This is a genomic window from Micromonospora sp. NPDC000316 (assembly GCF_042898885.1).
Classification (GTDB): Bacteria; Actinomycetota; Actinomycetes; order Mycobacteriales; family Micromonosporaceae; genus Micromonospora.
Window position 1 is genome coordinate 146,359 of the sequence record NZ_JBIAZG010000009.1, and the last position, 14,481, is coordinate 160,839.

The 14,481-nt window shown below is 72.0% G+C and carries 11 protein-coding genes; 8 read left to right on the forward strand and 3 right to left on the reverse strand.

Translation table 11 applies throughout. The features are described 5' to 3' along the window. Positions 1 to 38: 38 nt before the first annotated feature. The gene (locus ACFY2Q_RS19250; protein WP_387131872.1) at positions 39 to 2,570 is read right to left on the reverse strand and encodes an FtsX-like permease family protein; all 2,532 of its coding nucleotides are present in this window, start codon (positions 2,568 to 2,570) and stop codon (positions 39 to 41) included. Then, complete coding sequence (locus ACFY2Q_RS19255; protein ID WP_387131875.1) at positions 2,567 to 3,325, reverse strand: ABC transporter ATP-binding protein; 759 nt, start codon at positions 3,323 to 3,325, stop codon at positions 2,567 to 2,569. The genes ACFY2Q_RS19250 and ACFY2Q_RS19255 overlap by 4 nt, the downstream gene beginning before the upstream one ends. Positions 3,326 to 3,473: 148 nt before the next feature. Between ACFY2Q_RS19255 and ACFY2Q_RS19260 the strand changes: the two genes are divergently transcribed. The 8 genes from ACFY2Q_RS19260 (at position 3,474) to ACFY2Q_RS19295 (ending at position 12,929) form a co-directional block, all read left to right on the forward strand. Further along, positions 3,474 to 4,673 carry a sensor histidine kinase gene (locus ACFY2Q_RS19260; protein ID WP_387131878.1) on the forward strand — a complete coding sequence of 400 codons (1,200 nt, stop codon included), beginning with the start codon at positions 3,474 to 3,476 and terminating at the stop codon, positions 4,671 to 4,673. Beyond that, positions 4,670 to 5,308, forward strand: a complete 639-nt coding sequence (locus ACFY2Q_RS19265) for a response regulator (RefSeq protein WP_387131880.1) — start codon at positions 4,670 to 4,672, stop codon at positions 5,306 to 5,308. Before ACFY2Q_RS19260 ends, ACFY2Q_RS19265 begins: the two co-directional genes overlap by 4 nt. Before the next feature lie 436 nt (positions 5,309 to 5,744). Next, positions 5,745 to 7,148, forward strand: coding sequence for a Si-specific NAD(P)(+) transhydrogenase (sthA, locus tag ACFY2Q_RS19270; RefSeq protein WP_357000067.1), 1,404 nt, complete (start codon positions 5,745 to 5,747; stop codon positions 7,146 to 7,148). An 89-nt stretch (positions 7,149 to 7,237) separates the two neighbouring features. Next, on the forward strand, positions 7,238 to 9,985 hold the full coding sequence (locus ACFY2Q_RS19275; protein ID WP_387131882.1) for an AAA family ATPase: 2,748 nt from the start codon (positions 7,238 to 7,240) through the stop codon (positions 9,983 to 9,985). Positions 9,986 to 10,031: 46 nt separating this feature from the next. After that, on the forward strand, positions 10,032 to 10,316 hold the full coding sequence (locus ACFY2Q_RS19280; RefSeq protein WP_387131886.1) for a hypothetical protein: 285 nt from the start codon (positions 10,032 to 10,034) through the stop codon (positions 10,314 to 10,316). After that, the gene (locus ACFY2Q_RS19285; protein ID WP_387131889.1) at positions 10,313 to 10,828 is read left to right on the forward strand and encodes a hypothetical protein; all 516 of its coding nucleotides are present in this window, start codon (positions 10,313 to 10,315) and stop codon (positions 10,826 to 10,828) included. The genes ACFY2Q_RS19280 and ACFY2Q_RS19285 overlap by 4 nt, the downstream gene beginning before the upstream one ends. Before the next feature lie 47 nt (positions 10,829 to 10,875). After that, positions 10,876 to 11,454, forward strand: a complete 579-nt coding sequence (locus ACFY2Q_RS19290; protein WP_387131892.1) for a hypothetical protein — start codon at positions 10,876 to 10,878, stop codon at positions 11,452 to 11,454. A 17-nt stretch (positions 11,455 to 11,471) separates the two neighbouring features. Continuing rightward, a complete protein-coding gene (locus tag ACFY2Q_RS19295; protein ID WP_387131894.1) occupies positions 11,472 to 12,929 on the forward strand; it encodes a hypothetical protein in 1,458 nt (485 codons plus the stop codon). 108 nt (positions 12,930 to 13,037) lie between these two features. Here the strand turns inward: ACFY2Q_RS19295 and ACFY2Q_RS19300 are convergent, their stop codons facing one another. After that, positions 13,038 to 14,477 (reverse strand): endo-1,4-beta-xylanase, encoded by a 1,440-nt coding sequence (locus ACFY2Q_RS19300; RefSeq protein WP_387131897.1) that lies wholly within the window; start codon positions 14,475 to 14,477, stop codon positions 13,038 to 13,040. Positions 14,478 to 14,481 lie beyond the last annotated feature (4 nt).

Consider the following 14,481-nt stretch of genomic DNA (forward strand, 5'->3'; position numbering starts at 1 on the left):
GCGTGGGCCGGCGTCGCGACGCCGGCCCACGCTCGTGGTCAGCCGTCCACCCCGAGCGCCACCACAGGGCTCACCCGCGACGCCCGCCGGGCCGGCAGGACCCCAGCCAGCGCGGTCAGCACGACAAGCGTCACGAACAGCCCGACCAGTGGCAGCACCGGCACGGTGAGCGGTGCGTCGATCCCGAGGGACTGGACCGCTATCCAGGCGTACGGGACGCCGAGCAGCAGACCGATCGTCGCGCCGAGCACCCCGTAGAGGCCGGACTCGACGGTAAGCATCGTGCGCAGGCCGGCCCGGGACAGGCCGATCGCACGGAGCAGCCCGGATTCACGCACCCGTTCGACCACCGAGAGCGCCGTCGTCGAGGCCACGCCGACGACAGCGATCAGCACGGTCAGGCTGACCAGACCGACAGCGATCCACACCAGGCTGCGCACCACCTCGTCGTTGCGGTCCCGCTCGTCGGCGAGCACCACGAGGCCCACGCCGTCGCTGTCGCCGATCGCGGCCCGCAGCGCCCGCACGCCTGCGGTGCGACCGTCCTCACCGGCCCCGGCCGCGTCGGCCAGCAGACCTGTGTACGCGGCCGGCACGCCGAGCCGGTCCAGATCAGCCGGGTCGATGAGAACGCCCGCGTGCAGCGGGCCGGCACCGGGCAGGACCGCCGCCACCCGTACGTCGACCCTGCGCGCGCCGACGCCGAGGGCGACGGTGTCGCCGGCCCGCAGACCGGTGTCCTGGGCAACCCAGTTGTTGAGCACGATCCGGCCGGGGCCACGGTCGGCGAGCGTGCCCTCGGCGACGTCCAGGTCACCGCTTGTCGGCAACGCCGTCAGGTCCAGGTCGTTGGCCGGATATCCGGACTCGACGTCGCCCAACTTGTCTGCGCCGCGCATCAGCCTGACGTCGTCGACCTGCCGGTACGGCACGACACGGGCCAGCGTGCCACGCGCCGCCTCGGCCCGGGTCACGACATCCGCCGGCAGCGTGCCACCGCTGCTGGTGACCTCGAAGTCTGTCGGTGCCGAGAGCGCCATCTCGCGGTCGGTGAGGACCTGGAGCGACGCGCCGCCGATCACCACCCCGGAGATCAGGGTCACGCCGAGCGCGACCACGACGGAGACCGCGGCGGCCCGGCGCGGCGCCCCGCCGATCCCGCCGACCGACATCCGCCCGAGCGGCCCGAGCTGCCGCAGCGGCCAACCCACCACGGCCAGCACCGGACGCACCAGCAGCGGCCCGAGGGCCACAAGCGCGAAGAACGCCAGTGTGCCCGAGCCGACCAGCATGAGCAGGGGCAACAGCGGGTCGTACGTCGTCTGCTCCGGCTTCGGCAACTGACGGATCGTCCCGACGGCCGCGAGGACCGCGCCCGCGGCCAGGAGCAGCCCCAACAGCAGGCGCAGCACTCCGATTCCGCGCCGGCCGGCGGTAGTGCTCGCCGTCCGCAGCGCCTCCAGCGGGGAGACACGGGCCGCCGAGAGTGCCGGTGCCAGGACGGCGAGCACTGTGAGCACGACGGCCCCGAGCACCACCGCGACCGCCGCCGCCAGCCGGGGGGCCGGCGACGAGACGGCGTGGCCGGCCGAGCGCAGGATCGCCGGCACCGCGTACCCGAGGGCGAGGGCACTGCCGACCCCGACGACGCCGGAGACGAGCCCGGTCAGGGCGCCCTCGGCGGTCATCGCCCTGGCCAGGGTGCCCCGGCTCGCGCCTACCGCGCGCAGCAGCGCGAGCTGACGCATCCGCTGGGCGAAGACGATGCGGAAGGTGGAGGTGACCACCAGAGCCGCCGCGACGACCGCGATCGAGACAAACACGCCGACCAGAATGAAGAGCGTCCCGACCTGCTCGGCCGCCGCGTTGGCCTCCGCCTGGCGTACCTCGTCGCCGGAGCGGACCGGCTGGTCGGCGACGGCCGCGGTCACCCGCTGGTGGACGGCGTCCGTCGACTCGCCGGGGGCGACCCGGACATCCACGCGATCCACGGTGTTCAGGCGTGCCCACGAGGTCACGGCGCTGTCGGGGGCGTACGCATCGTAGCCGGAATCGGCGTTGGTGTCCACGATGCCTGTCACGACGAGGCGGGCGGGCGCGGTGAGTTCACCGCCCTCGCCGCTGACGGTGCTGCCGACGGAGAGCCCCACCCGCTGGGCGGTACGGGGGGTGATCGCGATCTCGCCGGGCTGGTCCGGGTAGCTGCCCTCGACGACCCTGACGGTGCTGAGCGGGCCGGCGCCCGGATCGGACTGCAGGTTGAGGTAGCCCTTGTCGACGGACACCCCGATCGACACCCGGCCGACCGCCTCGGCCACACCGGCCACGGCGCGGATCCGCCCCAGCTCCGTCACGGTGGGTGGAGTCTGTTCCTGGCTGCCGATCACCAGGTCGGTGGCGGCCGGGGTGCCACTCAGGTTGTCCCGCACCGTTCGTTCGGTGATCCCCTGCACCAGCACGGTGCCGAAGACGACGAACGACGCGACAAGGACCGCCAGGCCGGTCAGGATCAGACGGCCGGGCCGCCGGGCGGCGGCGCTCGTCTGGGTACGCAGCACTGTCGCCCTCATGCGCGGGCCGCCAGATCACGCAGCGCGTCGGTGACCGACACCTGGTCCGGCTTGTCGATCTCGCCGGCGACCCGGCCGTCGGCGAGCAGCACCACCCGGTCGGCGTACGCGGCGGCGATCGGGTCGTGGGTGACCATGACGACTGTCTGGCCGAGGTCGCGTACCGAGTCGCGCAGGATGGTGAGCACCTCCGCGCCGGAGCGGGAGTCGAGGTTGCCGGTCGGCTCGTCGGCGAAGACCACCTCGGGCCGCGCCACAAGCGCCCGGGCCAGCGCGACCCGCTGCTGCTGACCCCCGGAGAGTTCGCTCGGCCGGTGGCCCAGCCGCTGACCGAGCCCGAGCACGTCGACCAGGTGCGCGAGGAGATCGGCGTCGGGCTGTCGGCCAGCGAGATCCAGCGGCAGGGTGATGTTCTGCGCCGCCGTGAGCTGCGGAAGCAGGTTGAAAGACTGGAAGACGAAACCGATCCGCTCCCGGCGTACCCGGGTCAGCACCCGGTCGGACTGGCCCGTGAGTTCCGTCCCGCCGAGCAGGACGCGGCCGGACGTGGCCGTGTCGAGGCCGGCGAGGCAGTGCATGAGTGTCGACTTGCCGGACCCGGACGAACCCATGATCGCGGTGAACTCGGCCCGGCCGAAGCCGACCGAGACCCCGTCCAGGGCACGGACGGCGGTGTCGCCGCTGCCGTACACCTTCACCAGGTCGACTGCGGCGACCGCGGCGTGGCTTGTCGCCGGCGGGGCGTGGGTTGTCATCGTTCCTCCAGTGGCGCTGCGATGTGACCCGGAAAGCGTCGCCGCCACCGGCGGGTGCGCGCATCGGTCCGGGGCCCGGTATCGGCGGGGTCGGGTCTGCCTTTCGGCTGATCTGCCATCTCTGCCCGGGTGGCTACGCTGGGTCATCATGAGCGCGCCGGATCTTCGACGTTTGTGGGTACGCCTGGCCCAAGCCGCAGGGCTGGTGGCCTTTGGCCTGCTCGCCCTCTTCGACTTCGCGTCCAGCACGCAGGACCTCTCCAGAGTCACCGCTCTCCTGCTCCTGCCGGTGCCGATGGGGCTCGCGGTGGCGACGGTCCCGCTCTGGCTGCCTGTGCACCGGCTGGGTTCCCGCCGGCTGCCGCTGGCCGCGCTGACACTCGCCACCGCCTCACTGGCCGTGACCGCAACGATGGTGGTCCTCACCGGGGGCGGCATCCTGCTCGCCCGCAGCTGGGGGCTCGCCGAGTCGGCCGGCCTGATCGGGGTGGTCTTCGTGGTGAGCCGTTGGGGCGCGCCCCGGCTCGCCCTGTGGGCGGCCGTCGCCGCCGGGCTCGCCGTCGCGACGATGCCGCTGCGCCTCGGCACCGAAAGCCTGCCCGTGATCTTCGGCCTGCTCCAGGCGCTCGCGGCGGCCGGCGCCGCGGGTGTGGGGCTCTACCTGCGGGTGATCGCCGCCGGCCGGGCCCGTGCGATCGCCCTGGTCAGGGCCGAGCAGCGCGCGGAGTTCGCCCGTGACCTGCACGACTTCATCGCCCACCACGTGACAGGCATCGTGGTGCAGGCGCAGGGTGCGCGGTTCGTCGCCGAGCAGGACCCGCGACGGGTGATCGTCGCCCTGGAGCAGATCGAACGGGCCGGCGCCGAGACGATGGCCTCGATGCGGAGAATGGTGGGGATCCTGCGGAACCCGGACGCACCGCCGGACGCGCCGCTGGCCCCGCTGGCCGGGGTGACCGACCTGGCGCCGCTGCTGTCCGGGTTCAACGGCACGGCGAGCGCGCCGGCACGACTGCACGTCGATGGTGACCTGGAAGGACTGCCGGTGGAGGTGTCGACCTCGGCGTACCGGGTGGTGATGGAGGGGCTTACCAACACCCGCCAGCACGCCCCGGATGCGCGATCGGTGGACGTGTCCGTGCGCCGTACACCGGACTGGTTGCTGGTCCGGGTGGCCGACGACGGCGCAACCCCCCGCACGGCGCCGGGCCGCGGGCACGGTTTCGGCCTGCTCGGCCTCACCGAGCGGGTGCGCGCCCTCGGCGGCACGATCACCGCCGGGCCCGGTGTCGCCGGCGGCTGGGTGCTCGATGCCGCGTTCCCGCTGCGTACGGCGGTGACCAGGTGATCCGCGTGCTGATCGCCGACGACCAGGCGATGGTCCGGACCGGCTTCGGCATGATCATCGGGGCGCAGTCGGACATGGAGGTGGTCGGCGAAGCCGCCGACGGTGTCGTCGCCGTCGAGATGGCCCGGCGGCTGCGCCCGGACGTGGTGCTGCTGGACATCCGGATGCCCCGACTCGACGGCCTGGAGGCGCTGCGGCTGCTCGCCGGGCCGGGCGTCGCCGACCCGATCCGGGTCGTCGTGGTGACGACATTCGACCTCGACGAGTACGTGCACACGGCGCTCTCCAACGGCGCCTGCGGCTTCCTGCTCAAGGACTCCGGCCCGGCGCTGCTTGTTGAGGCGGTCCGCGCGGCCGTGTCCGGCGACGCGCTGATCAGCCCGTCGATCACGGTACGGCTGCTGGAGCACCTCAGCCCGCCCGCCTCCACACACGACGACGCCGGGCTGTCGCCCCGCGAACTCGACGTCGTGAAACTTGTCGCCCGGGGTCTGACCAACGCCGAGATCGCCGCCCGGCTCTTCATCGCCGTCGGCACGGTCAAGACCCACCTGGCCAGCGTGCAGATGAAACTCCCGGCCCGAAACCGGGTTGAGATCGCCGCCTGGGCGTGGGAGCGCCGCCTCGTGAGCTAGATCGAGGTCCGCCAGCCCGGGCGGCCCCTCACGAACACGCTTCCGGGCGTTCCCTCACGAATACCCCACGCGGTCGTTCCCTCACGAATACCCGGCACGCGGGCCCTCACGAATGCCCCCCGCCCGGGGATGAGGTCAGGTGCGGATCCTTTGGAGCTGATGTCGTAAACGATTCAGCCGCATTGCCCGGGCTCGCCGACGTGAACCCTGCCTGCCTCCGTCGGGCGATGTCGCAAACGATTCAGCTCCAAAGGGCTGCGACCACACCGCATCCACCAGCGGCCGGACCATCCGACCGACGGCTCGTCCCGGGTGTCGTGAGCGAGCCGGGCGCGACCCGGGCGCGTAGCGGGAGACAGCCGCGAGCAGCCGCGGGCGGCGGATGAGTGGCGTTCGGCTCTGGCGCCGTCGCCGACATCTTGGGACGCTTGCGGTCGTGTATGACTACGACCTGTTGGTGCTGGGCTCCGGACCCAGTGGTCAGAAGGCCGCGATCGCCGCCGCCAAGCTCGGCAGGCGGGTCGGCATCGTGGACCGCCGCGACATGATCGGTGGGGTGTGCATCAACACCGGCACCGTCCCCTCCAAGACACTGCGCGAGGCAGTGCTCTATCTGACCGGGCTGAGCCAGCGGGATCTCTACGGCAGCAGTTACCGGGTCAAGGAGGAGATCACGGTCAGCGACCTGGCCGCGCGGACCCAGCACGTGATCACCCGACAGACCGACGTCATCCGCAACCAGCTCGCCCGCAACCGGGTCGCGATGATCACCGGGACCGGGCGTTTCGCGGACGCCCACTCGATCTGGGTGGACGCCGGTTCGGGGCGCGAGTCCAAGGTGACATTCGACAAGGCCATCATCGCGGCGGGCACCCGCCCGGCCCGGCCGGACAGTGTCGACTTCGACGACCGGACCATCGTGGACTCCGACGGCGTGATCAACCTCCAGGCCGTACCCCGCAGCATGGTGGTGGTCGGTGCCGGTGTGATCGGCATGGAGTACGCGTCGATGTTCGCCGCGCTCGGCACCAAGGTGACAGTCGTGGAGCGCCGTGACCGGATGCTCGACTTCTGCGACGAGGAGGTCGTCGAGTCGCTCAAATACCACCTGCGCGACCTGTCCGTCGCGTTCCGCTTCGGCGAGGAGGTCGCCGCGGTGGAGAAGCACCAGACCGCGGCGCTGTGCATCCTCAAGAGCGGCAAGAAGATCGTCGCGGACACGGTGATGTACTCGGCCGGCCGGCAGGGCCAGACCGACGACCTGGCTCTGGAGGCGGCCGGGCTGGAGGCGGACCGACGTGGCCGGATCGCTGTCGACGCCAACTACCGCACCCCCGTCGACAACATCTACGCGGTCGGCGACGTGATCGGCTTTCCGGCGCTGGCGTCCACCTCGATGGAGCAGGGCCGGCTGGCCGCGCAGCACGCCTGCGGCGAGCCGATCCGCGAGATGCACGGCCTTCAGCCGATCGGCATCTACACCATCCCCGAGATCAGCTTCGTCGGGCAGACCGAGGCGCAGCTCACCGACTCGTCGACGCCGTTCGAGGTGGGCATCGCGCGCTATCGCGAGCTGGCTCGTGGCCAGATCGTGGGCGACTCGTACGGAATGTTGAAGTTGCTCGTGTCCCCCGACGACGGCCGGCTGCTCGGCGTGCACGTGTTCGGCACCGCCGCCACCGAGATCGTCCACATCGGGCAGGCCGTGATCGGCTGTGGTGGCACTATCGACTATCTGGTGGACGCGGTGTTCAACTACCCCACCCTGGCCGAGGCGTACAAGGTGGCAGCCCTGGACGCCTCCAACAAGATCCGCAACATCACTCGCATCGACGGCTAGTCTCTGCCGGTCGGCCGGGCCTGCGGACCACCCCCTGTCACCCGTTGGCGGGATGCCCCGACGACGGTCTCCGATGCCAGAATTTCCCCATGCGACACACCATCGTCGGGCGGGACGAGGTGTTCGACCGGGCCTGGCAGCAACTGGGCCGCCCCGGGCCGGTGCTGGTGGAGGGGCCGGCCGGCATCGGCAAATCCGAACTCTGGCGGGCGCTTGTCGGGCGGGCCGGGCAGTCGGGTTGGCTGGTGCTGAGCTGCGCGCCCACCGAGGCAGAGGCGGAGCTTCCGTACGCCGCCCTTGCCGACCTGCTGCGCCCGCTCGCCGACCGGGTCGCCGCGCTGCCCGAGCCGCAGCGGACCGCAGCGGAGGTGGTGCTCCTCTCCGGCGACGTCCGGGAGGCCGTCGACGTACGGGTGGTCGGGGCGGCGACTCGCTCCCTGTTGGAAGCCGCGGCGCAGGAGACCCACCCGGCGACGCTTGTGGCAGTGGACGACGCGCCGTGGCTGGACCGGCCGAGCGAACGCGCGTTGCGGTACGCGCTGCGCCGCGTGGCGGGCCTGAGCGTGCTCGTGAGTCGCCGACGCGGTCGGGGCGACCCCGAGACCGTGCCGCTCGGGCTCGACGAGGGCCGCGACGGCAGCCGGCTCGACCGGGTGGAGTTGCCGCCGCTGGACGTGGGCGCACTGCACCACGTCCTGCGCGACCATCTCGGCGTCACGCTCACCCGGCCGATGCTGGTGCGGGTGGCGCGGGAGGCCGACGGCAATCCGCTGCTGACCATCGAGGTGGTCCGCGCCATGCAACGCCTGCCACGCCACCCCTCGCCCGGCGACGACCTGCCGGTGGCCGCGTCCATGCACCACCTGCTCGCGGACGTCGTCGCCGGGCTGTCCCCCGCCAGCCGTGACGCGGTCCGACTGGCCGCGCTGCTGACAGTGCCCACGCTTGTCGACCTGACAGCGGCGGGGGTGTCCGCCGCGGCGCTCGACGCGCCGGAGGAGGCGGGGCTGATCGTCGTGACGCCGACGGGCGTGCGGTTCACGCACCCGGTGCACGCCGCCGCCGTACGGGCCGGGATTCCGCCGGGGGTACGCCGCCGACTGCACCGCCGGCTGGCCGACCTGGTGGCCGACCCGGACGAGCGGGCCCGGCACCTGGCACTGTGCACGACGGAACCGGACCCCTCGGTCGCGGACACGCTCGCCGCCGCTGCCGACAGGTGGCACAGCAGGGGCGCGCCCGACCTCGCCGCCGACCTGCACGACCGCGCCGGCCAGCTCACCCCCGCCGACGATCGGGTGCGGCTGGGCCAGCGGCGACTCGCCGCGGCCCGCTGCCGGCTCGACAGCGGTGACCTGCCGGCGGCCCGGCAGGCGGTCGAGGCGGTGGCTGCCGACTTCTCCGGTGACCTACGGGCCGAGTCGCTGCTGCTGCGTGCCGTCGTCGCCTGGTCCACCGGCGAGGCCGGCCAGGCGGCTGTCGAGTTCGGCACCCGGGCCCTGGCGGCGGCCCGGCCCGACTCGGCCCTGGCCGGTCGCATCCACGCCCACCTGGCCGTCTTCAACGACCACACCGAGCCGGCACGGGCGCACGCCCAGGCCGCCGCCACGCTGTTGGACGGCCGCGACGACGAACACGACCTGCTCGCGGCCGCGCTGGTCCTGCTCTTCTTCCAGGAGGTGCGCCTCGGCCGACCGCCCCGCACCGACCTGCTGGAACGGGCTCTCGCCCTGGAGGGCGACGAGCCGGCGTGGCTGGCGAGCACGGTGCCGGCGATCTGGTGGAAGTCGATTGACGACGCGGAGCGGGCCCGCCGTCGACTCCACCAGATGCTCGGTCGGGCCGAGGCTCGCGGCGACGAGCCCCTGCAACACGAGTTGCTGTCGCACCTGGGTGAGGCCGAGTTGCTGGCCGGGCGGTGGGACGAGGCCGAACGGCACATCGCCGCCGCGCGGGACCTCGGTGACCAACTCGGCAGCGGTCTGGTCGCCGAGACCTGGCTGGCCGCCCTGCTCGACGCAAACCGGGGCCGGCTCGCCGAGGCGGCCCGGGTGGCCGAGTCCGGCCTGCGGCTCGCCGAGGAACTGGACGACGACTGGTGCCGACGCATCCACAAGCAGTTGGCCGGGTTCGTGGCCCTGTCGGCCGGCCGGATGGCGGAGGCCGCCGCCGCCTTCACCGCGCTGGCCGCAGCGCTCGACGCACAGGGTCTGGTGGAGCCGCTGTCGATGCGCTTCGAACCGGACTGGATCGAGGCGTGTGTCGGCGCGGGTGACCTCGACCGCGCTACGGCGGTGCTGCACCGGTTGGACGCCCGGCACCGCCGACTGCCACGACCCTGGACGACACTTGGCACCGCGCGGGCTCGCGTACTGCTGGACAGCGCCACCGGCCGTGATCCCGGCCCGGCGCTCGACGCGTTGGCGGCGGCGCGTGACTCCGTACCGCCGCATGTGCTTCCACTTGATCGCGCACGCTGCCTGTTCGTGGCCGGGATGGCGCACCGGCGGTCGCGCCGCAAGCTGCCGGCGCGGCAGGCGCTGGAGACAGCGGTGGCGGAGTTCAGCGCGATAGGCGCTGCGGCGTTCGCCGAGCGGGCCCGGGCGGAGCTGGCTCGCGTCGGAGGTCGCGCTGCGACACCTCGGCACCTCACCCCCACCGAGGATCGGGTGGCCCGGCTGGCGGCGCGCGGGCGGACCAACCGCGCCATCGCCGACGAGTTGTTCGTCAGCCCGAAGACCGTCGAGGCCAATCTGGCCCGCGTGTACCGCAAGCTCGGCATCTCCACCCGCGCCGAGCTGGGTGCGGCGATGACCAGGGCCGACGCGCAAACATAGGGAAACGCCCGATTCCTCGCCGGCCGCCGCGGCCTAGCGTCAGGTCATGGCCAATCACCTGTTCGTCCTGGAGCAGTACGACAGCTCCTCCGAGGCGGGCACGGCCGCACCGCAGATCACCACGCCGGGCTGTCGGCTGGTCGCCGCCATCCGGTTGCCCACAGACGATGTCGTGATCGCACTGGTCGAGGGCCCCGACGCGGAGGTGGTGGCCGCAGCGGCCGCCGAGAGCGCGTGGCGGGTCGACCGGCTGATCCCGGCCCGGTGGATCCGTCCACCTCAGCTCAGCTCCACCAACCCGGACCTCCCCCGACAGGTGAAGGAAGCATGACTGTGCGCCGACTGATCGCACCCCTGTGGTGCTCGCTGCTGCTGATTCCGCTCGTCGCCTGCGGCCCCGACGACTTCGGCGACGCCGATCCCGCCGCCGGGGCCGGCGTCGAGGTCGACGGCGACCTGCCCACCGGGTCCCGGCCCGCGTGCCCGTTCACCGCGGCCCAGATCTCCGACTTCGTCGGTCAGCCCATGAAGGACGAGGGCAACTGCGCGTTCGGTGACGGCAAGGGCGTCGCCTCGGTCACCATCACGACCGCGTCGCCGCTCGCCGGCGAGAGCACCTACGCCTACCAGCGCAAGAACGCCGCAGAGGTCTACCGGGAGGTGAAGGACGTCGACAAGGGACGCAAGGCGTACCTCGCGTTCAAGGACATCGAGGGTGAGGCAGTCGTGGTCAGCGACAAGGGCAGCTACACCGTGATCCTCAGCAGCTTCGAGCGGATCAGTGCCAAGCCCGGCGGCTACGAACCGACGCTGCGCGCTGTGCTCGACGCCCTGCCGCTGTGATGCACAGCCACGACCGGACGGCCCTCAGAACAGGAAGTGGAGCCACGATGACCCACCTCGGAACCGGCATGCGGCGGCGCGTTCACCTCCTGGCTGCTGTGGCCGCCGCGTCGACGCTCGCCGCGCTCGGCGGCTGCGGGATGGTCGGCGGCAACGACAACGGCGGTACCCCGGCGGCCGGCCCGAGCGCGGCGGCGACGCCCGGGGGCGACCCGGCCGCAGTGCCGTCGGCGGAGGCGCCGCCGGCCGCGACGAAGATCGACGCCTGCACACTTGTGACAAAGGGCGAGGCCGAGAAGCTTGCCGGCACTCCACTTCAGGACCCCCTGGAGAAGCCGGGAGATCGGGACACCTGCACCTACACGGGACCGGTCACCGGCCCGACCGCACAGGTGGAGGTGTACGTCGGTGACGGGGCGAAGAAGTTCCTCGACATCGACCGCGAACTCGGGCACACGTTCACACCGATCAGCGGTGCGGGTGACGAGGCGTACGCCGAGGACGGCACCGTCTTCGTCAACAAGGGCGGGGTGTGGGCGTGCGTCCGGCTGGTCCGCACCGACGACCCGGCGACCTATCGCGCGGCTCTGGAGAACGCGGCCCGTACTGTCGCCGGCCGCCTGTGACCGGCGGGGGCCGCGACGTGCCGGCACTCGGGTCGTGGCGTCGCCGGACGACCGCCGCGCTGCTCACGGTGGCCCTGCTGCTTCTGGCGGCCTGCGAGCGGGGCGCGGCGGGGCCGGAACCGCCCGACAGGACGGGCGGGGACCAGCGGTACGGGGCGGCGCCCGCGCCGGACTCGAAGGTGACCTACCAGCCCGACGTGGTGTTCGTGGGCGGCGGCAGCGGGTCGGTGCGCGGGCTCTCCGAGGACGCGTTGACCTGGCGCATCGACCCCAAGGCCAGCGGAGCCGACAAGCTCGCCCGGGGAAAGGTCATGTTCCTCACCGGGCGGGCGGTGGGCCGGGTGCTCGACGTGCGCCGCGACTCCGGCGACCTGGCGGTGCTCCTGGGGCCTGTGGACATCACCGACGTGATTCGTGACGGCACCTTCGCCGGCGACAGCCCGGTGTCGCTGGAGAACCCGACACGGTTCGACGCCGGCACGCCGTTCTGGAGTGAGTACGACGCCGACGGCGGCGGCGCGGGCGGCAGCGCGGGGTCGCTGAGACCTGTGGCGACTGTCGTCGGGGCTCGGCAGGCGGATGGGGCGGCCGCCTTGGGCGTGACCCGACGGGCGAGTGCGCTGGGCGGGCAGCGCATCGCCGGGTTCGATATCAAGCCGGTCTGTTGCAAGAACGGCGTCGGCGCGCAGTTCAACTATGACGATGGTGGACTCCGCATCGAGGGCACCGTGCAGTTGATGATGAAAAGCCCGAAGGCCACGTTCCATCTGGAGATCCGGGGGGCCACGGTCCAGCGGGCGGAGCTGTCGATCTCGGGGTTGGCGGCGCTGCGGATCGAGATCGCGGGTGCCACCGACCGGGGGCAGAACATCAACAAGCGCATCCCGATCCCGCTGGACTTCAGCGTGCCGGTGGGCCAGGTCCTCGGGGTGCCGTTCTCCATCACCGCCACGCAGCTCGTCGGGCTGCAGACGGCCTTCAGCGCGAAGGACGGCAACATCAAGGCGAGCGGCGAGTGGTCGCTGGGCGGCTCGGTCGGGTTCGGGTACGCCAACGGCGAGTTCGGCGTCACCGAGCCGTGGGGCCTCAACGTCCGCAACAGCATCACCGACTCGATCTACGGCCCGTCGGTAGGTGTGAACGGGATCATCGTCCACTACCAGGCGGCCTTCCGGGCGGGTCTGGGCGCGTTCGGCTTCACCGCCGGGCTGTACGCCACGGTCACCGCCACGGTCGGGCTGACGGTCGGGTCCGCGCTGGGTGCGCCACTCGCGCTCTGCCGCAGCACCCAACTCGGCATCTTCCTGGACTACGGCGTCGGCTACAGCATCCCCGCCGGTCTGGCGAAGGCGATAAACGTGTTCCTGCGGTTGATCAACGCCGGAACGATCGCGGCAAAGGGTGGGATCGGCCAGGTCGACAACGTGTTCAACAAACTTGACGTCCAGCCGGACAGGAAGATCTGCCGCGACTGACGGACGCCGCACCGGCCCCGCACCGATCCGTGCGGGGCCGGTGCGGGCGAGGGCCGTGCCGGCCGGTGCGGAGTGCGACCCTCCGCACCGGCCGGTGTCACGTCAGCCTCACGCGCAGGTCGCGCTCAGGTTGCCGGCGGTGCCGGTGCCCTGGAAGCCGAACTCGATGGTCTGCCCAGCGCCGACCTGACTGTTGTAGTCGACGTTCGTGAAGCGGACCGTGCCGCTGTTACCACTGCGGTTGGCGCTCCAGGCGTTGGTGACCGCGGCGTCCGACGGCAACGTGATAGTCGTCGCCCAGGTGTTGAGTGCCGACGATCCCGCCGTCACCCGTACGTTGGCCACGAAACCGCCCGGCCACTGGTTCACCGACACCGTGGCGCTGCAGGAACCGGTGGGCGGCGGAGTGGTCGGCGGAGGCGTGGTGGGCGGCGGAGTGGTGGGCGGCGGGGTCGTGGGCGGCGGGGTGGTCGGCGGAGGCGTGGTGGGCGGCGGGGTGGTGGGCGGCGGGGTGGTGGGCGGCGGGGTGGTGCCGCCGGCGTTCAGCGCGGCCAGGACCGCGTCGTACGCCGCCTTCTTCGCGCCACCACTCGTGAACAGCAGAGGGCTCTGCTCGGAGCGCCACGAGTCGCTGTCGCGGATGCCCCACACCGTGATCCCGTTGCAACGCGGCACCGCGAGGCAGTCCTCGACAACCGCCCGGTAGGTGTTCGCCGGCGCGTTCTGGATGTCCAGCTCCGTGATCTGGACGTCCACACCGAGCGCCGCGAAACTCGACAACGTGGTGCGGTAGTTGCTCACGTACGGCGAGTCGTTGTTGAAGTGCGACTGGAAGCCCACGCAGTCGATCGGCACGCCACGGGACTTGAAGTCCCGCACCATGTTGTAGACGGCCTGCGTCTTGGCGTGCGTCCAGTTGTCGGTGTTGTAGTCGTTGTAGCAGAGCTTCGCGCCCGGATCGGCGGCGCGAGCGGCCCGGAACGCGGCCTCGATCCAGTCGTTTCCGGTGCGCTGGAGGTTCGAGTCACGACGGGCACCCGAGCTGCCGTCGGCGAACGCCTCGTTCACGACGTCCCAGGACGCGATCTTGCCCCGGTAGTAGCTAGCCACACCCGTGACGTGGTTGAGCATCGCCTGCCGCAACGCGCTGCCGCCCATGCTCGACATCCAGCCCGGCTGCTGCTGGTGCCACGCGAGGGTGTGCCCCCGCACACTCATGCCCTGGCTGCGCGCGTGGTTGACGATCCGGTCGGCGTTGGTGAAGTTGAACTGACCCTGCTGCGGCTCAGTCGCGTCGATCTTCATCTCGTTCTCGGGCGTCACCGAGTTGAACTCACGATTGAGGATCGTCGTGTAGTTGCCGTCGGAGAGCCTGTTGGCGGCCACCGCCGTACCGAAGTAGCGACCCTTCTCGGCGGCGGACGCGCCGAGCGTCGTCCCGGCGCTCGCCGTGCCGGGCAGGAACATCGCCATGCTGGCGGCGAGGGCACCCGCGCCGGTCAGCGCGAGGGCGGCTCTCGTTGCCGCCCTCCATTTCGCGTTTCTCATCGTG